Genomic DNA, 24,506 nt, shown 5'->3' with positions numbered 1-24,506 from the left:
GGCGGTGAGCGCAGCAGCGGTGCTGAAGCGCCAGCAAAAAGACATTCAATTAATTGATTGAATGTTTGGCCGATGCTAGGATCTTTGCCATGAAACCGTCAAGCCCCTTATTCCCCGCCGATCACTTCATCGCCCTGGCCGACATTGCCCGGACCCTGGGCCACGCCCATCGCCTGGCGCTGCTTGAACACATTGCCCAGGAGGAGCGCTCTGTCGAACAACTGGCGCAACTGTCCGGCGTGTCTGTGGCCAATGCTTCGCAGCATTTGCAGCAACTCAAGCGCGCGGGCATCGTGCAGACGCGCCGTGATGGCAAACGGGTGCTGTACAGCCTGGGGGCCGGTCCGGTGGCGCCTTTGCTGGAAGCATTGCGTGGCTACCTGGCGTTCCAGCATGCCGAGATACGCGAGGTAGCCCTCGATAGCCTGTCGCGACGTGACCGCCTGGAGGGTATATCCATCGAGGAGTTGCTGCTGCAGATGCAAAGCCAGAGCGTGGTGCTACTGGATGTGCGCCCCGAAGACGAGTTCGCTTCAGGGCACTTGCCAGGCGCGCTCAACATCCCGGCTGAGGCCCTGCAACAGCGTTTGGCAGAGCTGCCCAAAGGCAAGCACGTGGTCGCCTACTGCCGCGGGCCTTATTGCGTGCTGTCCACCGATGCCATCAACACCTTGCACGCCCATGGCTTGCCCGCACGCCGGCTGCGCGCCGGGTTTGACGACTGGAAAGCGGCCGGCCTGAGCGTCGAATAACCCATCGCAAGACTTAAAAAATGATCAGACCCCTTGACCCCAAAGACCTCGATTGCGTCCTGCAGATCTGGCTGGATGCCTCGCTCATAGCCCACGACTTTATCGACGCCGCCTTCTGGCAGTCGCAGGTCGAGAACATGCGCAACCTTTACCTCCCTGCATCCCAGACCTTCGTCATTGAGCGTCAATCGACGGTGGTGGGGTTTTACTCGTTGATCGAGCAGCAGATGGCCGCGCTGTTTGTCGCCCCCGACTGCCAGGGCCAAGGCCTCGGCAAACAGCTGGTGGCGCACGCCAGGAAGCAGCAGCCCGTACTGACCTTGGCGGTTTATAAAAACAACCGCGCCAGTTACCAGTTCTACCTGTCACAAGGGTTTGTGGTCACCCATGAGGAGATCGATGAGCACAGCGGCCAAGCGCAATACTGGATGAGCAGCGTCGCCAGCACACCTCAGTAATCCGTCATCACCACCATCACTTCAGCGTCCGCCTCGCTTTCGGCGAGGTAGATATGGCCGATGCCGCTATTGAAATAAGCGGTTTCGCGACAGCCAATGCTGATGGACTCGCCCGTTTCGAATTGAATCCGCACCCGTCCGGACAGCACCACCGCGAACTCCTGGCCGGGGTGGCGGATGTAGTCGTCAAACTGGGTCAGTTCACGGGCGAAGATGCGTGCGTACATCGGCGTCATGCGCCGCCCGGGGAAGTCCCCGGCCATCGGGTGATAGTCATAATTGCCCGTGCTGTAGCCCGCCGCGCTATCTATGGCGGTGCTGACCACGGTGGGCTGGACCTGGTTGGGCGCGGTCGTTTCCGGGATGAATAACTGCGCAATATCCACGCCCAGCGCCCGCGCCGCCGCCGCCAGTTTTTCGTAGCTCACCGATACCTGCGCCAGTTCCATCTTCGACAAGGTCGACAGCGCCACGCCCGAACGCTCAGACAATTGCTTGAGCGTCAGTTGCTGGTTTTTGCGGATCCCCCGCAGGCGGGCGCCTACCTGGCTGCGATCTATCAGCGGATGGGCCGTGGAACACGAAGCGGGCGCTGTCTGATCGGAACTCATGCTGACTCTCTGTCGTGGACCAAGCCCGGAATATTAACCCACGAGGAAGGCTTGACTGGGAAATTCTCATACCCTACATTTCTCTTATGTGAGAATTATCAAAAACGAGAAAACCCATTCGCACACAGAAGGTACTCAGGCATGCAGGACCGCGATTGTTTCGATTTCGCCATTATCGGCGGGGGCATTGCAGGCGCTTCACTGGCCTATCGCCTGGCAAGTGAGGCCAGTGTGGTGGTGCTCGAGCGTGAGAGCCAGCCGGGTTATCACGCCACTGGCCGTTCTGCCGCCATGTTCATGGAAACCTACGGCACCCCGCAGATTCAAGCGCTGACCCGCGCCAGCCGGGCCTTCTACGAGCAACCACCGGCAGACTTTACCGAGCACGCACTGCTTGAACCTCGCGGCTGCCTGTATGTTGCCAATCACGGACAGCAGCCATTGCTGAAAAAAACCTTCGACAGCCACTTGGCTACCGCAGCCAATGTGTCGCTGATCGATCGCGAACAGGCGCTGTCACTGGTGCCTTGCCTGCGCCCGGAGGCGATCGCCGGTGCCATGCTTGAAACCGAGGCCCGTGACCTGGATGTGCATGCGCTACACCAGGGTTTCCTGCGGGCGATGCGCCGTGCCGGTGGGGTCTTGCAGTGCAACGCGCAGTTGAGTGGCGCCACCCGCCAGGGCCGTTACTGGCTGCTGACATTGGCCGACGGTCGGCAAATACGCGCACGTAACCTGGTCAACGCCGCTGGCGCCTGGGCCGACCAGGTTGCACAGCTATGCGGCGTAGCACCGGTCGGCTTGCAAGCGTGCCGCCGTACCGCATTCACCTTCGATGGCCCCGAGGGCGTCGACTTTTCACGCTGGCCCGCCGTTATCGGTATCGATGAAAGCTTCTACTTCAAACCCGACGCCGGCCAACTGCTGGGCTCACCGGCCAACGCCGACCCGGTCCCGCCACAGGACGTGATGCCCGAAGAGCTGGATGTTGCCACCGGGATTTATCACATCGAAGCCGCCACTTCCCTGAGCATTCGACGGCCACGCCACAGCTGGGCCGGCCTGCGCTCATTCGTGGCCGATGGCGACCTGGTGGTCGGCTGGGACGAACAGTGTGAAGGCTTCTTCTGGCTCGCCGCCCAGGGCGGTTATGGCATCCAGTCGGCGGCAGGCGTCTCGCAACTGGCCTGCGCCCTATTGCTCGATCAACCCTTGCCTGAAGCGCTGCGGCGCCAGGGCGTAGAACCACAGCGCCTGGCTGCGGCCCGCTTGCGCTGATCATTCACTCTGCCGAGGTTCCTTGTCATGTCAGAAAGTCTCCAGCGTTATCCCAGTCACCTGCCCTACCCGTTCTCCAAAGCCATTCGGGCGGGCGATCAGCTGTACCTCTCCGGGCAAGTACCCATGGACCCAAAGGGCGAAGTGGTACGCGGTGATATCCAACTGCAAACCGAAGCCGTCATGAGCCGCATCGGCGAAACCCTGGCCGAATGCGGTGCCGGGTTTGACCAGGTGGTGAAGGCCACGGTGTGGCTATCAGATATGCAGCATTTCGCCGGTTTCAACGAGGTGTACGCACGCTACTTCAAGCAGGGTTTCCCGGTGCGCTCCACGGTGGGTGGTACGCAACTGGCGCTGGGGGTCGATGTAGAAATCGAAGTCCAGGCCTGGGTCGGCCCGCCTACCCGCTGATAGTTCGCCACAAACCTCAAGGCAACGCGTTGGTTCAAGGACTGCGCGTTACGCCTGCGGTGTTTCACAAGCAAGCTCGCACGCCCCTTAACAAAAACAATTCAAGGGAAGTCGTCATGAAAGAGAGTCTGAAGATTGCTGGTGCATTTGTCGGCGTGATCGTTGGTGCGGGATTCGCCTCGGGTCGGGAACTGTTGCTGATGTTCGTCGATTTCGGCGTATGGGGATTGCTCGGCGCAGTGCTCAGCGCGGCATTGTTCACCTTCCTTGGGATGGCGCTGGCGGGCATGGGAAACCGCCTGCGCGCCACCTCCCATAAAGATGTGGTGTATGCGTTGTGCGGGCGGCACCTGGGGGTGCTGGTCGACCTGATGATCACCTTTTTCATGTTTGCGGTAACGGTGGTGATGCTCGCGGGCGGCGGCGCATTACTGGAACAGCAGTTCGGCATCCCGGCCACCCTGGGCAGCGTGGCGGTCACCCTGGTGGTGATCGTTATTGTGTGCCTGGATGTGCACAAGGTCATCGGCCTGATCGGCTCGGTCACCCCGTTCTTGATCCTCACGGCAGTCGGCGTGGCGCTGTACGGCGTTGCCACCCGAGGCCTGAGCTTTCCTGAACTGGACCAACTGGCCGCCCGCCAGAGTGCCGGCGCCAGCCATTGGCTGCTCGGCGCATTGCTGTACGTGTCCTACAACATTGTGGCCGGCGTACCGATCCTGGCAATCATGGGCGGCGCGGCGAAAAGCGAAAAACAGGCAGTCTGGGGCGGAATTCTCGGCGGTGCCATATTGGGCCTGCTGATGCTGGTCATGAGCCTGGGGTTGTTGTCGCGCCTGGACAGCGTGGCGGATCTGCCGATGCCGATGCTGTCCATCGCCAGCGAAGTCTCGCCGGCGCTCGGGCTGCTGATGGCGGTGATTATCTTCCTGATGATCCTCAATACCGCCGTCGGCACTTTGTACTCCTTCTCGGCCCGCCTGCTGCCACCCGGCACCCGTACATTCCGGGTCGGTTCGGCGGCCTTTGCCACACTGGCCTTTGCCGGCAGCCTGATCGGTTTTATCAGCCTGGTCGGCCAGGTTTACCCGCTGTTTGGCTACCTGGGTTTCTTGCTGATCGCGGCCGTGTTGATTGGCTGGTTGCGCCTCGGGCGCCTGGCCGGGGCCACAAGCTAAACCCAAGGCTGATGGCTGGTCACGCAGTGAATGCCACCACCGCCGGCCGCAATGGCGTCGATATCCAGCTGCACCACCTTGCGTCCCGGATAGAGTCGGGACAACAGGTCGAATGCCTTGCGGTCGGCGGCCTTGTCGCCAAACTGCGGGGCGATCACGGCGCCATTGATCACGAAGTAGTTGATGTAGCCGGCGGCGTAGTCCGGATTGTCACGGCTGAAACGGTTGCTGCGCGGGTTGAGCGGCGGCGATACGGTGTGTATTTGCAACGGCCGGCCATCGGCATCGGTGGCCTGCTTGAGAATCTCCAGGTGGGCCAAGGTCACCTGGTGGTCGTAGGACTCGGGGTCGGTGTCCAGGTTGGCGATGACCACGCCCGGCGAGACAAAGCGTGCGTAAAAGTCGACATGGGCGTCGGTAATGTCCTTGCCCTTGATGCCCGGCAACCAGATGATCTTGCGCAAGCCCAGCCGGCTCTTCAGTTCGGCCTCGACGTCGGCCTTGCTCCAGCCGGGGTTGCGGTTGCTATTGATCCAACTGCTTTCGGTCATGATCCCGGTGCCGTGGCCGTCCACTTCGATGGCACCGCCCTCGCCCACCAGTTCGCTGCGGATATAGGTGGCGCCTGCCAGCTCGGCAACGTGAGCCGCCAGTTCGGCATCGTCGGCGTGCTGCTGCTTGTTGCCCCAGCCGTTGAAGTTGAAGTCCACCGCGCCCAACTGGCCATTGTCATCCACGACAAAGTTGGCGCCGGTGTCACGCATCCAGATGTCATCCAGTTCGGTGTGCACGAAGGTGATGTTGCGGGTGCCGCATTTTTCTTCGGCCAACTCACGCTCTTCTTCGCGGCAGAACACCGTGACCGGCTCATACGCGGCAATCGCCCGGGCGATACGGCCCAGGGCGTCCTGCACAGCGGGGGTAAAGTCCTGGTGAATCGCCTCCTGGGCGCCGAAGGCGATAAAGGCACGCTGGTGTTTCTCACCCTCGTCGGGCATGAACCAGCGGCCCAGGAGTGCCGCCTGCACGGGCAGCCCCATGGAGGCGGCGGCGCCCAGGCTGGCCACCACAGCGGCCTGTTTGATGAATTGGCGACGTGTGCTCATGTGTACCTCTGTAGGTGCCGTCATTGACCGACGGCCGTCTTGAATTTAGTCCAAACCCGCATGCGTGCGCGCATATCGGCCTGGGGAATATCCTGGCCGGCCACCAGTCGCTTGAAGGTGGCGTCGTCCGGGTAAATGTCCGGGTTGTTGCCCATGGCCGGATCCACGCTGGCGCGGGCCTTGGCATTGGCCGTGGGGTAGCCGGTGAAATTGCTGATGGCCGCCATGTTCTCCGGGCGCATGACAAAGTTGATAAACGCGTAGGCATATTCCGGATGCCGCGCATCCACGGGAATGGCCATGGTGTCCATCCACACCGTCGTGCCCTCGCGGGGGATGTGGTATTGGAAGCGCGCCTTTTTACCCGCCGCATCCGCCGCCCGTTGCGCCTGGGTCATGTCGCCGCTGTAGCCCAGGGACAGGCACAGGTTGCCATTGACCAGGTCAGTCACCGGCTGCGACTGGAACTTGCGGATGTATGGCCGCAGCTTGAGCAACAGGGCGCTGGCCGCGGCCAGGTCTTCGGGCTTGGCACTGCGCGGTTCGCGCCCCAGGTAAATCAGCGCGACGGCCAGTACTTCGTCGGGCGAGTCGATCAGCGAAATGCCGCAATCGGCAAATTGGCGCGCCAGTTCCGGCTTGAACAACAGGTCCAGGCTATTGACCGGCGCATTCGGCATGCGCTGTAGGATTTGCTCGGCGTTATAGGTCAGGCCAATCGTGCCCCAGGTGTAGGGCACTGTGGCCTGATTTGACGCGCGGTAATGACTGCGCAGTTGTTGCAGGCCTGGTTCGATATCCTCCAGCGCCGCAAGTTTCGCCGGATCCAGCGGTTGCAGGCTGCCGGCGCGCATCAAGCGCTCGCCCACCGTATCGCCGGGGAAGATCAGGTCATAGCCACTGCCACCAGCCATCAGCTTGGCCTCCAGGGTCTCGCTGCCATCCATCACGTCGTAGATCACCTGGATCCCGGTTTCGGCAGTAAAGCGAGCCAGGGTGTCCTCGGCAAAATAGTCGGCCCAGTTGTACAGGCGCAGGATCTTTTCGTCGGCCTGTACCGTCGGGATGACGATGCTCAGGGCCAGGGTGCAGTGGATCAGCTTCATGTCATACCCCTTGGGTCTGCCAGCGTGGATGCAGATGGCGACCGTCCTGGGTCAGCAAGCCGCCATACATGTCCGGGCGGCGGTCGCGGTAGATGCCCCAGGTCAGGCGCTCTTCGGCCATGGCCGCCAGGTCCAGGCACTGGAGCAGCACGCCGCTGCTGGCGCGGTCGGCCTCGGCCAGCAGTGCGCCTTTGTGGTTGCAGATAAACGACGAGCCGTAGAACGCCATCTGCAAGGCCGGGTCGCTGGTCGCCACTTCCCGGCCGACACGATTGGCCGCCACCACCGGCAACAGATTGGCGGCGGCGTGCCCGCGCATGGTCATCTGCCAGTGATCACGGGAGTCCAGGCTGGCACAACCCGGCTCGGAGCCGATGGCGGTGGGAAACAGCAACACCTCGGCGCCCAGCAACGCCAGGCAACGCGCGGTCTCGGGGAACCACTGGTCCCAGCAGATACCCACGCCGAGGCGGCCGAACGCGGTGTCCCAGACCTTGAAGCCAGTGTCGCCGGGGCTGAAGTATTCCTTCTCCTGATAGCCAATGGCGTTGGGGATATGGGTCTTGCGATACACCCCCAGCAGTTGCCCGTCGGCATCGGCCACGCTCAGAGAATTGAAGTAGGCGTTGCCGGCCTTTTCGAACCAGCTCAACGGCAGCACCACGCCCAGCTCCCCGGCCAGCGCGGCGAAGCGCTTGAGCACCGCGCTATGGCGGTACTCCTCAGCCAAGGCCAGGTGTTTGTGTTGCTGTTCGATGCAGAAATACGGCGTGGCAAACAGTTCTTGCAGCAGGATGACCTGGGCGCCCTGGCTGGCCGCTTCACGCACCAGCCGTTCGGCTTGATCAAGGTTGTGCGGCAAATCCCAGGTGCAGGGCATCTGGGTGGTGGCGATGGTCATCAAGGTCATGGCATCAGCCCTCCACCGGCCAGGCCGGCTGCTGCTGGGTGATGCAATGCACGCCGCCGCCATGGGCCAGGTGGTTGATACGCACCGGTACCACCACGCGATCCGGGAATGCCTGGGCCAGTACCTCGGCGGCCACCTGGTCGGCCGCAATGCCATAGGCCGGCATGATGATCGCGCCGTTGGCGATGTAAAAGTTGGTGTAGGACGCGCAAAACACCTCGGCGTCGGCATCCACCGCCTCGCTGGCCTCAAAGAGTTCGATCAACTCGAACCGGCGGCCCTTGGCATCGGTCGCCAGCTCCAGGGCGCGGCGGTTTGCCCGTGCCACCTCGGCGTACACCGAACCCTGGTCGTGGGTGGCGTCCACCAGCAACACGCCGGGGCGGGCAAAGGCGCACACACCATCGACATGGCCGTCGGTCATATCCCCGGTGACGTAATCCGGATCGCCCGGCAGCCAGATGGTTTTTGTCACCCCCAGCCAGCGCGCAAAGAACGCCTCCATCTCGGCCTTGCCCATGCCCGGGTTGCGATTGGGGTTGAGCAACACCGACTCGGTGGTAATCAACGTGCCCTCACCGTCCACATGAATCGCCCCGCCTTCATTGCTCAACGGCGTGCCAAAGCATGGCAGGCCCAAGTGGTTGAGGGTGCGCCGGGCCAGGCTGTCGTCCAGGTCGTGGGCCGACTTGCCGCCCCACGCGTTAAAACGCCAGCTCACACCGGCCAGGCCCAATTGCGGGTGGCCAATAAAGCTGGGGCCGGAGTCGCGGCACCAACTGTCGTTGACCGCCAGCGCGATCAGTTCGATGTTGGGGCCGCACAGGGCTTTGGCCGTGTCGAGTGCACAAGGGTCAACCACCAGCTTCACCGGCTCGAACCGCGCGATGGCATTGGCGACCCGCGCAAAATCCGCCTGCACCTGGGCCAGGGTCACGCGCCATCCCGCCTCCCAGAGTGCCTGGTTATGGGGCCAGACCATCCAGGTCGCAGCGTGCCTGGCCCATTCCGCCGGCATCCTCCAGCCGCTGTGTGGCATCTCGTTCTGCAGCATGACAACCCCCTTCTGAGTTAAGCCTTTGTGTTCACCGAAAACGACGTACACGCTATGGGGATCCATGCTACGTTTGGCCAAACCGCCAAACAAACGATGGATTTTGCAGGTAAATGATTAGAGAAACTTATCAGCATGCTTAAACACTGGCCGCCCCTGGGGGCACTGCGCGGCTTCGAAGCGGCGGCGCGGTTGGGCAGTTTTCACAAGGCTGCCAACGAACTGCACCTGACCCAATCGGCCATCAGCCAACAGATCCGCAGTCTCGAAGCGTACCTGGAACAGCCGCTGTTCTTTCGCAACGGGCGCAGCGTCGCCCTGACCGATGCCGGCCATGATTTCCTCAGCACCACCCAGGCCCTGTTGCAACAGTTGTCAGTGGGCGTACGTCGGCTGGGGCAGTACCGCAAGGCCAATCAACTGGTACTCAACACCACGCCCGCCTTTGCCCGCCACTGGCTGTTGCCGCGCCTGGCCGACTTCCGCCGACACCACCCGGACGTGGATTTATGGCTGTTCAGCACCGACGAAGTACCCGACATGGCCACCCAGACCATCGACCTCGCCGTGCGCGACGACATCAGCGCCCAGGCCGAGTGCAGCTTCAAAGTGCTGCACACCGACCGCCTGTATCCCGCCGCGCACCCCAGCGTACTGGCCCTGCCCCACGAGCAACGCACCACCCTGCATGGCGAGCGGGAAATGGACTGGAGCCATTGGGCGGTGGAAGCCGGGATCGACGTGGGCCAGCAGGACCAGGGCCTGAACTTCTCCGACCCCGGCCTGCTGCTGGACGCAGCCTGCGGTGGCCTGGGCATCGCACTGGTCAGCCAGTTACTGAGCCAGCACGCGCGGGACAACGGCCTGCTGCAACCTTTGGTCGACGCGACCATTCGCGGCCCCAACTGGGCCTTGCTGACCCACCGCGACAGCGAAAACGACCCACTGGCGCGCAGCTTCAGCCAGTGGTTGCTGGACAACCTGGCGCAGGGTGCCCCGACATGAGTCAAGGACTGGAAGACATCCTGGCCGAGCGGCTGGCCGTGATTTTTTGCGGGATCAATCCGGGCCTGCTGGCAGCCGCCCAGGGCCATCATTTTGCCGGACGCAGCAATCGCTTCTGGCGCACCTTGCACCTGGCTGGGTTTACCCCACATCAAGTTCAGCCCGAGAATGATCGGACAATCTTGCAGTACCACTGCGGGCTGACGACCGTCGTGGAACGGCCAACGGCGCGGGCCGATCAGTTGTCCCAGGATGAATTCAAGGCGGCGGCCGAGGGCTTTGAAAACAAAATCCGCCAGTATGCACCGCGCTATGTGGCGTTCCTGGGCAAGGCGGGTTATTGCGCGCTATCGGGGCAGCGCGAGATCGCGTGGGGGCTGCAACCGCGGACGTTGGGGGATGCCGCGGTGTGGGTACTACCCAATCCCAGCGGGCGGAATCTGGCGTTTACGTTGGAGCAGTTGGTGGCAGCGTATGGGCGGCTCTGTTTGGCAGCATTCCCCGAGACGGGCAAGTAGCGTCAGGGACCAAATCGCGAGCAAAAAAAAGCCTGCATCGCTGCAGGCTTTTCTCTATCTGGCTCCACGACCTGGACTCGAACCAGGGACCCAATGATTAACAGTCATTTGCTCTACCAACTGAGCTATCGCGGAATGCGGCGTATCTTACTGATTGAAAAGGATAAGTCAAATATTTAATGCACTTTTACGTACGCGATTCCAGCGAGTCTGGCAAATTTGGGGAGATTCAACTTTCAGCAGCCTCACTCACAACCTACAAAAAAGCAGGAACCCTCCGACTGGATCATCAAAGCGCTTGAGCTGAATATTTCGCCGGTGTCGCCGAAACTCTTTACCATCCCAGCCAACATTAACCCACCAAGACCTACCCATTCGACAAGGAGTCGGACTACGTGAAAAAACTGCATGACCATCCCTTTTTCAAACCGCGCCACCCCATCACTCCCCTGACGCCGGAAACACCCAAGCTATCTTTAGGCACGCTGCTCTCACTGGCAGCCGTGGTGATCTCGATTGCCGCCGCGTCGATTTCCTTCTGGCAACTGGACCTGATGCGTGAGCACAACCGACTGTCCGTACGGCCCTACCTGATGATCACTCCGCATTTAACGGCACAAAAAAGCGGCCTGTACCTGTCCAATGAAGGGATTGGGCCGGGCATCATCACTGCGTTCAGCATTCGCGTTGGCGATGAACACTTCGATGGGCTGGGGGACAGTCGCTGGCCCGCCGTGCTGGAGAAAGCGCGCTTGAATCCTGAATGTTTCGCCAAAGGCTGGCCCACCAAAGGCTCAGCCGTAAGGCCGGGAAATGACATCGTGATTCTGGAGCCGACTAAAAGCACCCAGTTCGGCCCCTTGTGCCTGCTGCAAATGAGCCTGTTCCTACAAAGGAATGACGTATTTGTGCAGATGGACTACGAGTCACTCTACAAGGAGCCCTTCACCTTTTCTGCGCCCTTAAAAATGAATGAAGCCATGGATATGGGCGCGTTGAGCAAAATATTTCAGTAGCAACCCAACGCGCGCCCATCACGGCAACTGCTCAATAACCCCGTTACTCTTCAGTTGCCCCAACTCCTCACCAGACAACCCCAACCGCCCCGCCAACACCTCATCCGTATGCTGCCCCAGCATCGGCGCTGGTCGCACGTACTCCACTGGCGTGCCAGACATCTTGATCGGGCTGCCAACCATGGCGAAGTCGGGGTTTTGCGGATGGGGGATCTTCACCATCAAGCCACGGGCAATCACCTGCGGCTCTTCCAGGGATTGCGCGATGTTGTTGATCGCACCCACCGGCACTTTCGAGGCATGGATGCAGCTGACCCACTCATCTGCCGTGCGGCCAAGGAAGTGCGCCGACAGCAGCTCGACGATTTCGGCCCGATGGGCGACACGGTCGGCATTGCGCCGAAAACGCGGGTCGTCCGGCAGGTGTGGCAGACCGATGCTGTGGCACAAGGCGATAAATTGGCTGTCGTTGCCACAGGCGATGATGAAGTCGCGGTCGGCGGCGCGAAACACCTGGTACGGCACGATATTGGCGTGGGCATTGCCAAAGCGCTGGGGCACTTTGCCGGAGGCCAGGTAGTTCATGCTCTGGTTGGCCAGGGTTGCCACTTGCACATCCAGCAGGGCCATATCGATGTGCTGGCCGACGCCGGTGCGTTCGCGGCTGAGCAGCGCGGCCTGGATCGCCACGGTGGAATACAGCCCGGTCATCAGGTCAGAAAATGCCACGCCGACTTTTTGCGGGCCGCCGCCCGGCAAGTCGTCGCGCTCACCGGTAATACTCATCAGGCCGCCAATGCCCTGGATGATGAAGTCGTAGCCGGGCTCTTGCGCACGCGGGCCGGTCTGGCCGAAGCCGGTGATGGAGCAATACACCAGGCGCGGGTTGATCTGGGCCAGTGTCGCGTAGTCCAGGCCGTAGCGCGCCAGGGAACCGGCCTTGTAGTTTTCGATCAGCACATCGGAGCTGGCCGCCAGCGCCCGCACCAGTTCCTGGCCTTCGGTACTGGCCAGGTCGATGGCCACCGACAGCTTGCCGCGGTTGGTGGATTGGTAATACGACGCCTGCCCGGACGACTCGCCGGTGTCGGTCTTCATCCATGGTGGCCCCCAGCCCCGAGTGTCATCGCCGCTCTGCGGGCGCTCGATCTTGATCACTTCCGCGCCGAGGTCCGCCAACACCTGGCCACACCATGGGCCGGCCAACACCCGGCTCAAATCCAGTACACGCAAACCTGTTAATGCACCCATTGTTTTTATTCCTGAAAGTCTGTGTCAGCCGATTGCCGGCTCTGGATGGCGCAAGGAAATCCCCAGCAACGCACGGCGTCTCAGCCAGGGGCTGGGGCGGTAGCGTGGGTCGTGGGTGATCTCGCACAGGCGCTGCAAAATCGTCAAAATCCTGCGGGGCCCGAGGGCGTCGCCCCAAGCCAGCGGGCCATGGGGGTAACCGAGGCCCAGGTGTACCGCCTGATCGATATCCTCGACGCTGGCGATGCGCTGCTGCGCAATGTCGCAGGCCAGGTTGACCACCATCGCCAAGGTACGCTGGGCCACAAAGCCAACACTGTCGCCAATCACCGTCACTCCCACGCCATCCCTGGCGAGCAAGGCGTGGGCAGCGTCGCGCATCGGCGCGGCGGTCAGCGGGTTTTGCATCAGGGTGCGATGGCGCGACAGGTCGGGCAGAAGGTCAATGCACAAGGTGCGCGCCGGATCGGTGTGGAACCACTCGCAGGTGGCGGTCGCGTCACGGCCGTAAGGTGCCAGCAGGCACAACGCAGCGGGCGACGGCTGCGCGCCCGTCTCCAATTGCGCGCCGAGGTTGATCAGCAAGGTGCTGAGGCATTCGTGGTCTTCGGGGTTTTCCGTGGCGATCCACACCGCTGGCAGCGTGGTAACAGTTGGCACCGGCTGCGGCTGTGGGCCGTCGATCCTCTGGCCATTTTCGTAGCGGTAGAAACCCTGGCCGGTCTTGCGCCCCAGGCGCCCACCCACCAGCATCTGCCGGGTCAGGGCCGAGGGTTTGTAGCGCGGCTCCTGGTAGAACTGGTTGTAGATTGACTCCATGACCGGGTGGGAAACGTCCAGGCCGGTAAGGTCCAGCAGCTCCAGCGGCCCCATGCGAAAACCCGCACCGTCGCGCAGGATGCGGTCGATATCGCCCCCCTCGGCAATGCCTTCATCCAGCATCTTCAAGGCTTCGGTGCCGTAGGCACGGCCGGCGTGGTTGACGATAAAACCGGGAGTGTCCTTGGCCCGCACGCCACGATGGCCGGTGCGCGCGACAAATCCCAGCAAGGCCTCGCCGACGGCTGGCGCGGTGGCCAGGCCGTCGATGACTTCCACCACGCGCATCAGCGGCACCGGGTTGAAAAAGTGCAGGCCGGCGACTCGCCCAGGATGCTGGCAACCCGCGGCAATCGCCGTGACCGACAGCGATGAGGTGTTGCTGGCGAGGATGCACCCCGGCGTCACGATGGCCTCCAACTGGTGCAGCAGGCCACGCTTGGCATCGAGGTTTTCGACAATGGCCTCAACCACCAGGTCGCAATCGTGCAAGGCGTCAAGGCTGGTGGCCACGTGCAGGTTGTGCAACGCGCTGTCCATGGCCGCCTGGGTGAGCTTGCCCTTGCCGACCAGCTTGGCGAAGGTCGCGTCGAGACTGTCGCGAGCCGCCTGCGCCGCGCCATCGCGGGCGTCGAACAAGCGCACGCGCACGCCGGCCTGGGCGGCAATCTGCGCGATGCCGGCGCCCATGACGCCAGTGCCCACCAGGCCCATGATGTTGATCGAATCGGCCATGGTTATTCCCCGAGGTAGTTGGGTGTGCGTTTCTCGAAGAACGCCGCGGCGCCCTCCTTCTGATCCGCAGAATCGAACAGCAATTGGAACGCCTTGCGCTCCAGTACCAGGGCGCTTTCCAGCGGCAGGTCGGCGCCCGCAAGCATCACTTCCTTGATCTGCTCCACCGCCAGCGGCGGCAGCGCGGCGATCTGCGCCGCCAGCTCCAGGGCTCGTGGCAAGGTCTGGTCGTCGGCCACCACCTCACTGAGCATGCCCATGGCCAGGGCTTCGGGGGCCTTGACCATGCAGCCAGTCAGGGCAATACGCATGGCCTGGAATTTTCCCACCGCACGCACCAGGCGTTGTGTGCCGCCGGCACCCGGCATCAGGCCGAGCTTGACCTCAGGTTGGGCAAAACGCGCCGATTCGCCGGCCACGATCATGTCGCAATGCATCGCCAACTCGCAGCCACCGCCCAGGGCAAAGCCGTTGACCGCAGCGATCACCGGTTTCGGGCAACGGCTGATGGCTTCCCACAGGTACTCGGTGTGCCGGCGATACATCTCGATAGGACTGGCGCTGGCAAACTCCTTGATGTCGGCGCCCGCCACAAAAAACTGCTCGCCACCGGTCAGCACAATGACGCGCACATCCCGGCGCCGGGCCAAGGCACGAAAGTGCCCGGCCAGTTCCTCACGCACCTGGGCGTTAAGGGCATTTTTGACGTCGGGGCGATGGATGCGCACCACGGCAACGCCATTGTCCTGGACGTCGAGGTAGACCACGGGTTGATCAGGATTAGCCACATGTACTCCTGCTGCAATGTTCTTGTTAGTGCGGTCAATGTTAGTTTCGCTATGCGAAATAACATTCCGTATTTAGCCATGATCATAGGTATCGACCCGGCGGGTGTAAATGCAAAAACCGCAACGCCCAATGAAATCTCGATTAACTCATTGTTTATTGAAGGTTAATTAGGAGCGCACGGAGAAAACCAATCAGTTGCTTAGTTTCGCACTGCGGAATACAATTTTGTTTTGTTGATTTTATAAAAAAAGAGGGACTACCATGCGCCGCACACCAGAGGCACCTGCAGGCAGCAACGGGTTCGAACATCTGCGGGTGGATCCGATGAATAGCGAGGAGGAGGAAGACAAGGACCGCCAGTTCATCACGGCCCTGGCCCGTGGCCTGGAACTGCTGCGCTGCTTTACCCCCAGCGAAAGCGTGTTGGGTAACCAGGAACTGGCGCGCAAGACCGGCCTGCCCAAGCCGACGATTACCCGCATGACGCACACCCTGACCCGCTTGGGTTACCTCAAGCACCTGCCGCAGTCGGGCCGGTACCAGTTGGATGTGGGGGTGATGGCGTTTGGTTACGCGATGCTTTCCAACCTGTCGGTGCGGGCCGTGGCCCACCCGCTGATGGAAACCATGGCCAAGTACGCCCAGGCCGCCGTCGCAATGGCCACCCGGGACCGCCTGGACATGGTGTACCTGGACGTGGTCCAGGGCGAAGCGAACATGACCATGCGCCGCCAGGTCGGTACGCGCCTGCCGCTGCACTTGAGTTCGGCGGGCCGCGCTTGCCTGGCGGCGATGCCGGAAAACGAGCGTGAGTTCATGCTCGACCATATCCGCCAGCGTCATCTGGAGGATTGGCCGACGATTCGCAAAGGGCTGGAGCGCGCGTTCAGGGACTACACCGACTTCGGCTATTGCATGTCGATCGGGGAATGGCACCGCGATGTCAACGCCATCGCCGTGCCCATGCTGCACGCACAACATGGGCTGTTGACGTTCAACTGTGGCGGGCCGAGTTTCCACCTTTCCCGGGAAAAACTCGAAGACGACATCGGGCCGCGTCTCAAGCACATGGTCAACAACATCGAGGCCGCCGCCCGCTAGACAGATCGGTGCACGGCCTCGGCAGATCAAACAACAGGCCCGCCGAACGGGCCGCCGAGGAATGCACATGATCCGAGACCCGCAAACGCTGCATCTGCTGCTGGATTCCATTCGCCAGTTCGTCAATGAAGCGCTGATCCCACGGGAAAACGAAATCGCCGAGGCCGATGAGATCCCGGCGGACATCGTCCAGCAATTCCAGGACATGGGCCTGTTCGGCCTGACCCTGCCCGAAGCCTATGGTGGCCTGGGCGTGACCATGGAAGAAGAAGTCTGCATCGCCTTCGAGCTGGGGCGCACCTCGCCGGCATTCCGTTCCTACTTCGGCACCAATAATGGCATCGGCTCCATCGGCATTCTGCTGGACGGCACCGAGGCGCAGAAACAGCACTACCTGCCCAAGCTGGCCAGTGGCGAGTTGCTCAGTTCGTTCTGCCTGACCGAACCGGACGCAGGCTCCGACGCCGCCTCGCTGAAGACCACCGCCGTGCGCGATGGCGAGCATTACCTGATCAATGGCACCAAGCGCTTTATCACCAATGCACCCCATGCCGGGATTTTCACGGTGATGGCCCGCACCAACCCGGATATCAAGGGCTCGGGCGGGATCAGCGCGTTTATCGTCGAGCGCAATACGCCGGGGGTGTCCCTGGGCAAGCGCGACCACAAGATGGGCCAGAAAGGCGCCCATACCAGCGACGTGATTTTCGACAATGTGCGGATCCCCGTCGGGCAACTGATCGGCGGCGTCGAAGGCGTGGGGTTCAAGACCGCGATGAAGGTGCTCGACAAGGGCCGCCTGCATATCGCAGCGGTCAGCGTCGGCGCCGCCGAACGCATGCTCGACGATGCCCTGCACTACGCCATCGACCGCAAGCAATTCGGCCAGCCGATTGCCGAGTTCCAGTTGATCCAGGCGATGCTCGCCGACAGCAAGGCTGAAATCTACGCGGCCCGCTGCATGGTGCTGGACGCGGCGCGCAAGCGTGACGACGGCTTGAACATCGGCACCGAAGCCTCCTGCGCGAAGATGTTCGCCACCGAGATGTGCGGCCGGGTGGCAGACCGCTGTGTGCAGATCCATGGTGGCGCAGGTTATGTGAGCGAGTATGCGATCGAACGGTTCTATCGCGATGTACGGCTGTTCCGGCTGTATGAGGGTACGACCCAGATCCAGCAGTTGGTGATTGCACGCAACATGATTCGCGAGGCCCAGCACTAACCCCGCCTCTACGGTGGGAGCCGGCAAGCCGGCTCCTACAAACCCCCATAAACCGTGCCCTACAACTACAACAAGGTATCGCTATGGAAGTCGCCGCATCGGCGGGTGCGTTGTCGCCCGCAAAAAACAACCTGTGGATCATTGTTTTCATTTTCTGCTTCCTCGGCCTCTTGATCGATGGCGCAGATTTGATGCTGCTGTCCTACAGTCTCAGCAGCCTGAAAGCCGAGTTCGGCCTGACCAGTGTCGAGGCCGGCAGCCTGGGCAGTTTCACCCTGGCCGGGATGGCGGTCGGCGGGATTTACGGCGGCTGGGCCTGTGACCGCTTTGGCCGGGTCAAGACCGTGGTGTGGAGCATCGTGCTGTTCTCGGTGGGCACCGCGATCCTTGGCCTGACCCACAGCTACTGGCAGTTTGCGGCCACCCGTTTCTTCGCCTCCCTTGGCCTGGGCGCGCTGTATGTCGCCTGCAACACCCTGATGGCCGAATACGTGCCGACCCGCTACCGCACCACCGTGCTTGGCACCTTGCAGGCCGGCTGGTCGGTGGGCTATATCGTCGCGACCTTGTTGGCCGGCTGGATCCTGCCGGACCACGGCTGGCGCTGGCTATTCTACGTGGCGATCATCCCGGTGATCCTCGCCGTGCTGATGCAACGCCTGGTGCCGGAGCCCCAGGCCTGGCTCAACGCCCAGGCCGAACGCGCGCGGGAAAAAGCCGAAGGCACCCAGCGCGTCGCGGCGAAAAAGCCCGATGGCATGTTCAAGCTGATTTTCAGTGATCCCAAGGCCAGCCGCATGTTCCTGCTCTGGGCGCTGACCGCAGGCTTCCTGCAGTTTGGCTACTACGGGGTCAACAACTGGATGCCCTCCTACCTCGAAGGCGAGTTGGGGATGAACTTCAAGTCGATGACCAGCTACATGGTCGGCACCTACGCGGCAATGATTTTCGGCAAGATCCTCGCCGGCCTCGCGGCCGATCGCCTGGGGCGGCGCGTGGTGTTTGCCTTCGGGGCATTGGGGACGGCGGTGTTCCTGCCGGTGATCGTGCTGTACCAGAGCCCGGAGAATATCCTTTGGCTGCTGATTGTCTTCGGCTTCCTGTATGGCATTCCCTACGGCGTGAACGCGACCTACATGACCGAGAGTTTCGAGGCGAAATTCCGCGGCTCAGCCGTGGGCGGCGCCTACAACATCGGGAGGATCGGCGCGGCGGTCGCGCCGGCGGCCATTGGCTTCCTGGCGTCCCACGGCTCGATTGGCGTGGGCTTTTTGGTGATGGGCGCGGCGTACTTCATCTGCGGGGTGATCCCGGCGCTGTTCATCCGCGACAAGCAGTTTGACCCGCAAAAACAATAACCCCGCTGTCGGCGCCGGCTTGCCGGCGATAGCGGCGCGCCGGGCCAATACGCTATCGCCGGCAAGCCGGTTTCTCCAATGGGCACTCACACCAATCCCCCTGGAAAACCTAGCCGTTTTGCCAGTTACTTAAACGTTTTGTTCAAACTATCGTGTACCCCACCAATTTTTGATGGCAGGGCCGGAAATGGAATTCATCGAACAGATCCGCCAGGGCTACGCCGCCTTTCGCGGTTACCAGACCTGGTACCGCGTGACCGGCAATCTCGACAGCGGCAAGACCCCACTGGTCGTCCTCCACGGCGGCCCCGGTGGCACCCATGACTACCTGGACGCCTTCAAGGACGTGGCCGCCAGTGGGCATGCGGTGATTCACTACGACCAACTGGGCAATGGCCACTCCACCCACCTGCCCCACCAGCCCGCCGGCTTCTGGACGGTTGAGCTGTTTCTCGAAGAGCTGGACAACCTGCTCGACCATCTGCGCATCAGCGACCATTACGCAATCCTTGGGCATGCCTGGGGCGGCAGGCTCGGCAGTGAACACGCGCTTCGCCAACCCCGGGGCTTGCGCGCCTTGATCGCCGCCAACCTGGCGGCCGGCTTCGATGACCAACCCTTGTGCCGGATCAACCCGTGGCCCGAAGAAGTGGCACGTACCTTCGCCCAGATGGCGGCCGATCCTACGGTTTACAACGCCCTGCACGGCCCGATCAGCATTGGCCGGCTGACGCAGATCCAAGTGCCAACCCTGATAATTTCCGGGCGGCATGACCAGGCCACACCGCTGGAATTCAAGGCATTCCTCGATGAAATCGCCGATGTACGCGCAGCGCTGTTTGAAGACTCCAGCCATATGCCCCATGTGGAGGAGCGCCAGCCGTGCATGGGCACGGTGGTGAAGTTTTTGGATGAGGTGTGCTCACCAACGGTCTTCTAAACACCACCAATCAAATGTAGGAGCGGGCAAGCCCGCTCCCACATTCAGTTTTTTGCGGTGTTTTGGCTACACCTCGCTCGTTTCAGCCCGCCCCGCCACCGTCGCTTTCTGCAGTGATGCATCCACCAGCGGGATCTCCTTGCCCTCGGCATCAAACAATTTGCCCTTGCTGAAATAATCCCCGTCGCGCAGCGCCGCCACATCCTGGAAGCACAGGCTGCGCTCGGTGCCGGCGACGAACACCGACTGCTGGTCCGAGTTGCCGGCAGTGAAGTGGTTGAACGCCAGGTTCAGCAGGATCGCCATGATCGCCGAGGAACTGATCCCCGAGTGGAAGATGGTCGCGAACCAGCTGGGGAACTGATCGTAGAAGCTCGGCGCGGCGATGGGGATCATGCCGAAACCGATGGAGGTGGCGACGATGATCAGGTTCATGTTGTTACGGTAATCAACCTTGGACAGCGTACGTATCCCACTGGCCGCCACGGTGCCAAACAACACGATCCCGGCGCCGCCCAGCACCGAGGTCGGTACTGCGGCAATCACCCGGCCCATGAAGGGCAGCAGGCCAAGGATCACCAGGAACAGGCCGCCCGTGGCCACCACATAACGACTCTTGACCCCGGTCACCGCCACCAGGCCGACGTTCTGGGCGAAGGCGCTTTGGGTGAACGAACCGAAGATCGGCGCGAACATGCTCGACAGCATGTCGGCACGCAGGCCGTTGCCCAGGCGCTTGGAGTCAACCTTGGTGTCGATGATCTCGCCCACCGCCAGAATGTCCGCCGAGGTTTCCACCAGGGTCACCATGACCACGATGCACATGGACAGGATCGCCGCCACATGGAAGGTCGGCATGCCGAAATGGAACGGCGTAGGGAAGCCGATCATCGGGCCCTGGGTCACGGTAGAGAAGTCCGCCATGCCCAAAAACACCGCGATCAATGTGCCAAACACCATCGCCAGCAGGATCGACAGGCGCGAGATGGTGGCGCTGCCCACTTTGCTCAGCAACAGCACCAGCACCAGGGTGATGGCCGCCAGGCCGATGTTCGGCATGCTGCCAAAATCAGCGGCACGGCTGTTACCGCCCATGGCCCAGCGGGCGGCGACCGGCATCAGCGTCAGGCCGATGGTGGTAATCACGATCCCGGTCACCAGCGGCGGGAAGAACTTGGTAATTCGCGAGAATATCGGGGTAATCAGCAGCCCGATCAGCGACGCGGCCATCACCGCCCCCAGGATCGCCGGCACACCGCCTGCGCCATCGCTGCCGACAATCGCCACCATGGTCGCCACACCGGCAAACGACACCCCTTGCACCAAGGGCAACTGACAGCCAAAAAACGGCAGGCCCAGGGTTTGCAACAGCGTGGCCAGGCCACCGGCAAACAACGACGCGGCGATCAACAGGCCAATATCGGCGGGGGATAACCCGGCCGCCTGGCCGACAATCAACGGCACGGCCACGATACCGCCGTACATGGTCAGTACATGCTGCAGGCCGTAAGCCATGTTGGCAGCGACGCCAAGATTCTCATCTTCTGGCCGTTGCGGTGACGCCTTCGGGATAGTCATGGTGAGGGGATCTCTGTTTTTGTTGTGCGCTCACTGTATGCAATAGAAAGATTGGATGTCCATAGAGTTGTATACAATCATTTCCACAAGATACCCGGCATCGACGTTACAAAAATCCATTCAGCCGCCCTGCCCCAAGGCTTGAAGCCGTGCCCACAAGGATCTGAAAAAAATGCTCAACCGCACGCTGCGTATTCACTCTGCGGCCATTTGCTACTTCGATATGGTCCGCCGCTGCCATTCGATCCGCGAAGCTGCGCGCCGGCTGAACGTGGCGTCGTCGGCGGTGAACCGGCAGATTCTCAAACTTGAAGACGAAGTCGGCGCGGCCTTGTTCGAGCGCTTGCCCGGTGGGTTGCGCCTGACCGCTGCGGGGGAAATCCTGACCCGCCATGTCACCCTGGTGTTGCAGGATGTGGAACGGGTGCGCGGCGAACTCGAAGGCCTGAACCAGGTGCAGACCGGGCATGTGGAAATCGCCACGGTGGAAGGCGCGACAGTGGAGTTGCTGCCAGCCGTGCTCAAGCGCATGCGCCAGCGCTACCCGGCGGTGACCATCGGAGTGACCGTGCAGGGTTCACAATCGATTCCGGCGGCGGTGATCAACGGCCAGGCAGACCTGGGGCTGGCCTTTGCCCTACCACGCAGTGCGGAAACCACACAGTTGTGTGTCGGGCATTTCCGCCTGGGTGCGTTGGTGGCACCGGGGCATCCACTGGCCTCACACGCCAGCGTCAGCTACACCCTGTGCGCTGAACACGGGGTGATCCAGGCCAACAGCGAGCTGTCGATCCATCACCTGATTGCCCCGCTGCACAAACGTTCGCCGGCTGCGCACAAGCCGTTGCTGCAAAGCAATTCCATGGAACTGGCGCGGCAGTTGGCGCGCCAGCAATTGGGGGTGGCGTTCCAGACGCGGATCGGGATCGAGGCCGATTTGGCCAGGGGTGAGTTGCTGCACATCCCCTTGAGCGACCAGGGCGGGATGTTCAGCGACCTGGGGCTGTATGCGCGCAAAGGTCGGGATTTGCCTACGGCAGTGGAGTCGATGGCCCACCTGATCAGCGAGGAAATCGCTTTGCGCGAACGCGAAGAATCACCCTGTACACCGCGTATTTCCTGACCTTCAGGCCAGCTTCAGTGCTGCCGATTCGGCAGCAGCCCAGTCGATATTCTGTTCTTTGAGCAGCACGGCGGTTGTGTCGATACTGCGCCCGGCGGCCCCTGCACGGCTGCCATGAGCCAAACGCCAAAGGAACTAAAACAATGAAAAAGGCACTGCACGGCGCAACCGTATTACTCACACTCCTCGGCGGCGGGGAGGCTGTCGCGGTGGAATGGATGAACAACAGCGTAGGATTTCGCTACGGGCAACAGTTCACCAATCCCAACAACCCTGACGAGTTCAGCAAGCGCATCTACAGCTTCACCCACGCCAGCGGCTACCAGTACGGCAGCAACTTCCTACATCTCGATGTATTCCTGTCCGACAGCCGCGATCCGCGCAAGGGCACCGATCACGGTGGCAGCGAGGTGTATGCGGTCTACCGGCACCAGTTGTATGCATCACGGGTATTCGACATGCCGCAGGGCACCGGGCTGATCAAGGATTACGCGCTGACCCTGGGGTTCGACGCCAACCGCAACAACAACCTGGCGTCGGCGAAAAAACGCGCCCTGGTGATCGGGCCGACCCTGAAGTTCAATACCGTCGGGGTGCTGGACCTGAGCCTGATGTACTACAAGGAAAACAACCATTCCGGCATCCCAGGCGCGAAAGATCCGAACCACACCTTCGACGACACCTACATGCTCAACCTGACCTGGATGCGCCCGTTCGAGCTCGGCAACCATGGGGCGAAGTTCCAGGGGTTCATCAACCATGTCGGCGACAAAGGCCACGACTACAACAGTCGCGACACCGCCGCAGAAACGCTGATGCGCACGGCACTGATGGTCGCCGTCCGGCCGGGCAAAAGCGTCAAGCCCAACCTGTACCTGGGCGTGGGCTACGAATACTGGCATAACAAGTTTGGCGTGGACGGCGGCCGTGGCAGCCGCACCTCAACGCCAACCCTGAATATGGAAGTGACGTTTTAAGCTGCCGCCAACTGCGACTCGTCCGACTTGGGCCGCGCCAGCCAGTAACCCAACACCGCCAGCGGCGCGGTCGCCAGCATCACGATCACCGTGACCAGCAATGGCTGCTCCAGCAACGACGACACCAGCAGGCTGGCGACAAAGCACAAGCCCAGTTGCAGGGTGTTTTGCAGTGCCGCAGCCTTGCCGGAGTTTTCCGAAAAAGGCATCAGCGCATTCGCCACTACAATCGGGTAGCTGGCGCCGTTGACCAGGGCCATCAAGCAGAACGGAATCAGCAAGGTGGTCAGCGTCGGCACCGTCAAGGTCGCTACCAAATACAGCGCCACCATGCTTACGCAATACGCCACCAGCAACCAGGGCAACAAGAGTTTGCCCTGGAACCGTTGCAAGGCGCTGCGGCAACTGTAGCCACCCACCAGAAACGCCAGGGTCGGCAGCACATAGCTCAGGCCGATGTCATTAGGGCTGTAACCCATGCCACCGAGAATAAACGGCGAGGCCGTGAGCCAGGCGAAGAAGCTGGCGGAGCACGCGGCGAAGATCAGCACATTGCCGATGAACACCCGCGACTTGAACAGTTGCCCGTAGCCCAACCTGGGTTTTTCGCCGTCGGCGGCCAGGCGTTTGGGCATGGATTTGAGAAACAGGGTCGGTAATAGCAGCAACAGCGAAATACCCAGCAACACGGCGAAGATCGCCTGCCAGCCCCAGTGATTCAATACCACCGCGCCCAACAGCGGCGCCAGCGCCGGTGACAGGGACATCAGCGGCATGATGCTGGCAAACACCCGGTGCGCCTTGTCAGCCGGGTACCGGTCAATCACCAGCGCCTGCCAACTGACTGCGGCGCTGCACACCCCAATCGACTGTACAAAACGCAAGGCCAGCAGTTGCGGCGCGGTCTCGACCCAGAACATCCCCAGGCAGCCGAGCACGAACAGACTCAGGCCGGCCAACAGGATCGGCTTGCGCCCCAGGCGATCAGACAGCGGGCCCCAGAGCAGTTGCCCCACGGCAAAACCGGCGAGGAAGATGCTCAAACTGGCCCCCACCGCACCGGGGGAAATCTGCAAGTGTTCGCCCATGGCGCCGAACGCGGGCAAGTACATATCCATGGCCAGATAGCCGAGCATGCTCAGCCCCGCCAGGTACCAGGTGAAACCAAAAGAGTTTTTCATTGAAGCCTTGTTAATCCTGCCATCAA

Annotated in this window: 24 protein-coding genes and 1 tRNA gene; 14 read left to right on the top strand and 11 right to left on the bottom strand. The window is 61.7% G+C overall.

The annotated features are described in order from the left end of the window. The first annotated feature begins 89 nt into the window (after window positions 1–89). Complete coding sequence (locus HBO11_RS01525; RefSeq protein ID WP_169953377.1) at window positions 90–752, top strand: metalloregulator ArsR/SmtB family transcription factor; 663 nt, start codon at window positions 90–92, stop codon at window positions 750–752. A 20-nt stretch (window positions 753–772) separates the two neighbouring features. After that, window positions 773–1,210, top strand: coding sequence for an N-acetyltransferase (locus HBO11_RS01520; RefSeq protein WP_169953375.1), 438 nt, complete (start codon window positions 773–775; stop codon window positions 1,208–1,210). On the opposite strand, the gene HBO11_RS01515 is transcribed toward HBO11_RS01520, so the two are convergent. Beyond that, window positions 1,204–1,821, bottom strand: a complete 618-nt coding sequence (locus HBO11_RS01515; protein ID WP_169953373.1) for an XRE family transcriptional regulator — start codon at window positions 1,819–1,821, stop codon at window positions 1,204–1,206. The two genes, HBO11_RS01520 and HBO11_RS01515, sit on opposite strands and share 7 nt — an antisense overlap. A gap of 141 nt (window positions 1,822–1,962) precedes the next feature. Between HBO11_RS01515 and HBO11_RS01510 the strand changes: the two genes are divergently transcribed. The 3 genes from HBO11_RS01510 to HBO11_RS01500 all read left to right on the top strand — a co-directional run bounded on the left by HBO11_RS01510 (window position 1,963) and on the right by HBO11_RS01500 (window position 4,691). Then, a complete protein-coding gene (locus HBO11_RS01510) occupies window positions 1,963–3,099 on the top strand; it encodes an FAD-dependent oxidoreductase (RefSeq protein ID WP_169953371.1) in 1,137 nt (378 codons plus the stop codon). A gap of 27 nt (window positions 3,100–3,126) precedes the next feature. Further along, window positions 3,127–3,513, top strand: coding sequence for a Rid family detoxifying hydrolase (locus tag HBO11_RS01505; RefSeq protein ID WP_169953369.1), 387 nt, complete (start codon window positions 3,127–3,129; stop codon window positions 3,511–3,513). A 116-nt stretch (window positions 3,514–3,629) separates the two neighbouring features. After that, on the top strand, window positions 3,630–4,691 hold the full coding sequence (locus HBO11_RS01500) for a hypothetical protein (protein WP_169953367.1): 1,062 nt from the start codon (window positions 3,630–3,632) through the stop codon (window positions 4,689–4,691). On the opposite strand, the gene HBO11_RS01495 is transcribed toward HBO11_RS01500, so the two are convergent. Genes HBO11_RS01495 through HBO11_RS01480 form a run of 4 tightly spaced genes read right to left on the bottom strand, consistent with a single transcriptional unit; the run spans window position 4,688 to window position 8,867 of the window. Then, window positions 4,688–5,797 (bottom strand): agmatine deiminase family protein, encoded by a 1,110-nt coding sequence (locus tag HBO11_RS01495; protein WP_169953365.1) that lies wholly within the window; start codon window positions 5,795–5,797, stop codon window positions 4,688–4,690. The two genes, HBO11_RS01500 and HBO11_RS01495, sit on opposite strands and share 4 nt — an antisense overlap. A gap of 20 nt (window positions 5,798–5,817) precedes the next feature. Next, window positions 5,818–6,903, bottom strand: a complete 1,086-nt coding sequence (locus HBO11_RS01490) for an extracellular solute-binding protein (protein ID WP_169953363.1) — start codon at window positions 6,901–6,903, stop codon at window positions 5,818–5,820. Window position 6,904: 1 nt separating this feature from the next. After that, on the bottom strand, window positions 6,905–7,813 hold the full coding sequence (gene aguB / locus HBO11_RS01485; protein ID WP_169953361.1) for an N-carbamoylputrescine amidase: 909 nt from the start codon (window positions 7,811–7,813) through the stop codon (window positions 6,905–6,907). Between the two features lie 4 nt (window positions 7,814–7,817). Next, window positions 7,818–8,867 carry an agmatine deiminase family protein gene (locus HBO11_RS01480; RefSeq protein ID WP_170058704.1) on the bottom strand — a complete coding sequence of 350 codons (1,050 nt, stop codon included), beginning with the start codon at window positions 8,865–8,867 and terminating at the stop codon, window positions 7,818–7,820. A gap of 135 nt (window positions 8,868–9,002) precedes the next feature. On the opposite strand from HBO11_RS01480, the gene HBO11_RS01475 reads away from it, so the two are divergent. Together HBO11_RS01475 and mug are read left to right on the top strand one after the other, a co-directional pair. Continuing rightward, window positions 9,003–9,872, top strand: coding sequence for a LysR substrate-binding domain-containing protein (locus HBO11_RS01475; protein ID WP_169953357.1), 870 nt, complete (start codon window positions 9,003–9,005; stop codon window positions 9,870–9,872). Then, complete coding sequence (mug, locus tag HBO11_RS01470; RefSeq protein WP_170058703.1) at window positions 9,869–10,390, top strand: G/U mismatch-specific DNA glycosylase; 522 nt, start codon at window positions 9,869–9,871, stop codon at window positions 10,388–10,390. The genes HBO11_RS01475 and mug overlap by 4 nt, the downstream gene beginning before the upstream one ends. 59 nt (window positions 10,391–10,449) lie before the next feature. Here the strand turns inward: mug and HBO11_RS01465 are convergent. Continuing rightward, window positions 10,450–10,525, bottom strand: a tRNA-Asn gene (locus HBO11_RS01465). A gap of 260 nt (window positions 10,526–10,785) precedes the next feature. Between HBO11_RS01465 and HBO11_RS01460 the strand changes: the two genes are divergently transcribed. Next, window positions 10,786–11,406, top strand: a complete 621-nt coding sequence (locus HBO11_RS01460; protein ID WP_169953352.1) for a hypothetical protein — start codon at window positions 10,786–10,788, stop codon at window positions 11,404–11,406. An 18-nt stretch (window positions 11,407–11,424) separates the two neighbouring features. Here the strand turns inward: HBO11_RS01460 and HBO11_RS01455 are convergent, their stop codons facing one another. The 3 genes from HBO11_RS01455 to HBO11_RS01445 are packed head-to-tail and all read right to left on the bottom strand — an operon-like array spanning window position 11,425 to window position 14,999. Then, window positions 11,425–12,657: a CaiB/BaiF CoA-transferase family protein gene (locus HBO11_RS01455; protein ID WP_169953349.1), complete on the bottom strand. Its 1,233-nt coding sequence runs from the start codon at window positions 12,655–12,657 to the stop codon at window positions 11,425–11,427. 24 nt (window positions 12,658–12,681) lie between these two features. After that, the gene (locus HBO11_RS01450; RefSeq protein ID WP_169953347.1) at window positions 12,682–14,211 is read right to left on the bottom strand and encodes a 3-hydroxyacyl-CoA dehydrogenase; all 1,530 of its coding nucleotides are present in this window, start codon (window positions 14,209–14,211) and stop codon (window positions 12,682–12,684) included. A gap of 2 nt (window positions 14,212–14,213) precedes the next feature. Then, window positions 14,214–14,999: an enoyl-CoA hydratase gene (locus HBO11_RS01445; RefSeq protein WP_169953344.1), complete on the bottom strand. Its 786-nt coding sequence runs from the start codon at window positions 14,997–14,999 to the stop codon at window positions 14,214–14,216. A gap of 262 nt (window positions 15,000–15,261) precedes the next feature. Here HBO11_RS01445 and HBO11_RS01440 point away from each other — a divergent pair, with 262 nt between their 5' ends. The 4 genes from HBO11_RS01440 to HBO11_RS01425 all read left to right on the top strand — a co-directional run bounded on the left by HBO11_RS01440 (window position 15,262) and on the right by HBO11_RS01425 (window position 19,621). Further along, window positions 15,262–16,101, top strand: coding sequence for an IclR family transcriptional regulator (locus HBO11_RS01440; protein ID WP_169953341.1), 840 nt, complete (start codon window positions 15,262–15,264; stop codon window positions 16,099–16,101). Window positions 16,102–16,168: 67 nt separating this feature from the next. Beyond that, window positions 16,169–17,323 carry an acyl-CoA dehydrogenase family protein gene (locus HBO11_RS01435; RefSeq protein ID WP_169953339.1) on the top strand — a complete coding sequence of 385 codons (1,155 nt, stop codon included), beginning with the start codon at window positions 16,169–16,171 and terminating at the stop codon, window positions 17,321–17,323. Between the two features lie 83 nt (window positions 17,324–17,406). Next, complete coding sequence (locus HBO11_RS01430) at window positions 17,407–18,681, top strand: MFS transporter (protein WP_169953336.1); 1,275 nt, start codon at window positions 17,407–17,409, stop codon at window positions 18,679–18,681. 187 nt (window positions 18,682–18,868) lie between these two features. Then, window positions 18,869–19,621, top strand: a complete 753-nt coding sequence (locus tag HBO11_RS01425) for an alpha/beta fold hydrolase (protein ID WP_169953333.1) — start codon at window positions 18,869–18,871, stop codon at window positions 19,619–19,621. Between the two features lie 66 nt (window positions 19,622–19,687). Here HBO11_RS01425 and HBO11_RS01420 read toward each other — a convergent pair whose 3' ends face one another. Then, window positions 19,688–21,199: a nucleobase:cation symporter-2 family protein gene (locus HBO11_RS01420; RefSeq protein WP_169953331.1), complete on the bottom strand. Its 1,512-nt coding sequence runs from the start codon at window positions 21,197–21,199 to the stop codon at window positions 19,688–19,690. A gap of 172 nt (window positions 21,200–21,371) precedes the next feature. Here HBO11_RS01420 and HBO11_RS01415 point away from each other — a divergent pair, with 172 nt between their 5' ends. Both HBO11_RS01415 and HBO11_RS01410 read left to right on the top strand, forming a co-directional pair. Beyond that, on the top strand, window positions 21,372–22,322 hold the full coding sequence (locus HBO11_RS01415; protein ID WP_076961310.1) for a LysR family transcriptional regulator: 951 nt from the start codon (window positions 21,372–21,374) through the stop codon (window positions 22,320–22,322). Window positions 22,323–22,465: 143 nt separating this feature from the next. Beyond that, on the top strand, window positions 22,466–23,299 hold the full coding sequence (locus tag HBO11_RS01410) for a nucleoside-binding protein (RefSeq protein ID WP_169953330.1): 834 nt from the start codon (window positions 22,466–22,468) through the stop codon (window positions 23,297–23,299). Here HBO11_RS01410 and punC read toward each other — a convergent pair. Then, a complete protein-coding gene (punC, locus tag HBO11_RS01405) occupies window positions 23,296–24,480 on the bottom strand; it encodes a purine nucleoside transporter PunC (RefSeq protein WP_169953329.1) in 1,185 nt (394 codons plus the stop codon). The two genes, HBO11_RS01410 and punC, sit on opposite strands and share 4 nt — an antisense overlap. Window positions 24,481–24,506: the final 26 nt, after the last annotated feature.

This window comes from Pseudomonas sp. WS 5010, assembly GCF_012985565.1.
Classification (GTDB): domain Bacteria; phylum Pseudomonadota; class Gammaproteobacteria; order Pseudomonadales; family Pseudomonadaceae; genus Aquipseudomonas.
The sequence above is the reverse complement of the archived record's forward strand: the minus strand, read 5'-3'. Positions and strand labels throughout refer to the sequence as shown.

Coding starts and splice junctions, on each gene's coding strand:
- HBO11_RS01510 (WP_169953371.1), top strand. CDS start 1,963: ATGCAGGACCGCGATTGTTTCGATTTCGCCATTATCGGCGGGGGCATT.
- punC (WP_169953329.1), bottom strand. CDS start 24,480: ATGAAAAACTCTTTTGGTTTCACCTGGTACCTGGCGGGGCTGAGCATG.
- HBO11_RS01475 (WP_169953357.1), top strand. CDS start 9,003: ATGCTTAAACACTGGCCGCCCCTGGGGGCACTGCGCGGCTTCGAAGCG.
- HBO11_RS01515 (WP_169953373.1), bottom strand. CDS start 1,821: ATGAGTTCCGATCAGACAGCGCCCGCTTCGTGTTCCACGGCCCATCCG.
- HBO11_RS01435 (WP_169953339.1), top strand. CDS start 16,169: ATGATCCGAGACCCGCAAACGCTGCATCTGCTGCTGGATTCCATTCGC.
- HBO11_RS01450 (WP_169953347.1), bottom strand. CDS start 14,211: ATGGCCGATTCGATCAACATCATGGGCCTGGTGGGCACTGGCGTCATG.
- aguB (WP_169953361.1), bottom strand. CDS start 7,813: ATGACCTTGATGACCATCGCCACCACCCAGATGCCCTGCACCTGGGAT.
- HBO11_RS01415 (WP_076961310.1), top strand. CDS start 21,372: ATGCTCAACCGCACGCTGCGTATTCACTCTGCGGCCATTTGCTACTTC.
- HBO11_RS01440 (WP_169953341.1), top strand. CDS start 15,262: ATGCGCCGCACACCAGAGGCACCTGCAGGCAGCAACGGGTTCGAACAT.
- HBO11_RS01505 (WP_169953369.1), top strand. CDS start 3,127: ATGTCAGAAAGTCTCCAGCGTTATCCCAGTCACCTGCCCTACCCGTTC.
- HBO11_RS01480 (WP_170058704.1), bottom strand. CDS start 8,867: ATGCTGCAGAACGAGATGCCACACAGCGGCTGGAGGATGCCGGCGGAA.
- HBO11_RS01525 (WP_169953377.1), top strand. CDS start 90: ATGAAACCGTCAAGCCCCTTATTCCCCGCCGATCACTTCATCGCCCTG.
- HBO11_RS01420 (WP_169953331.1), bottom strand. CDS start 21,199: ATGACTATCCCGAAGGCGTCACCGCAACGGCCAGAAGATGAGAATCTT.
- HBO11_RS01500 (WP_169953367.1), top strand. CDS start 3,630: ATGAAAGAGAGTCTGAAGATTGCTGGTGCATTTGTCGGCGTGATCGTT.
- HBO11_RS01520 (WP_169953375.1), top strand. CDS start 773: ATGATCAGACCCCTTGACCCCAAAGACCTCGATTGCGTCCTGCAGATC.
- HBO11_RS01455 (WP_169953349.1), bottom strand. CDS start 12,657: ATGGGTGCATTAACAGGTTTGCGTGTACTGGATTTGAGCCGGGTGTTG.
- HBO11_RS01495 (WP_169953365.1), bottom strand. CDS start 5,797: ATGAGCACACGTCGCCAATTCATCAAACAGGCCGCTGTGGTGGCCAGC.
- HBO11_RS01425 (WP_169953333.1), top strand. CDS start 18,869: ATGGAATTCATCGAACAGATCCGCCAGGGCTACGCCGCCTTTCGCGGT.
- HBO11_RS01430 (WP_169953336.1), top strand. CDS start 17,407: ATGGAAGTCGCCGCATCGGCGGGTGCGTTGTCGCCCGCAAAAAACAAC.
- HBO11_RS01490 (WP_169953363.1), bottom strand. CDS start 6,903: ATGAAGCTGATCCACTGCACCCTGGCCCTGAGCATCGTCATCCCGACG.
- HBO11_RS01410 (WP_169953330.1), top strand. CDS start 22,466: ATGAAAAAGGCACTGCACGGCGCAACCGTATTACTCACACTCCTCGGC.
- mug (WP_170058703.1), top strand. CDS start 9,869: ATGAGTCAAGGACTGGAAGACATCCTGGCCGAGCGGCTGGCCGTGATT.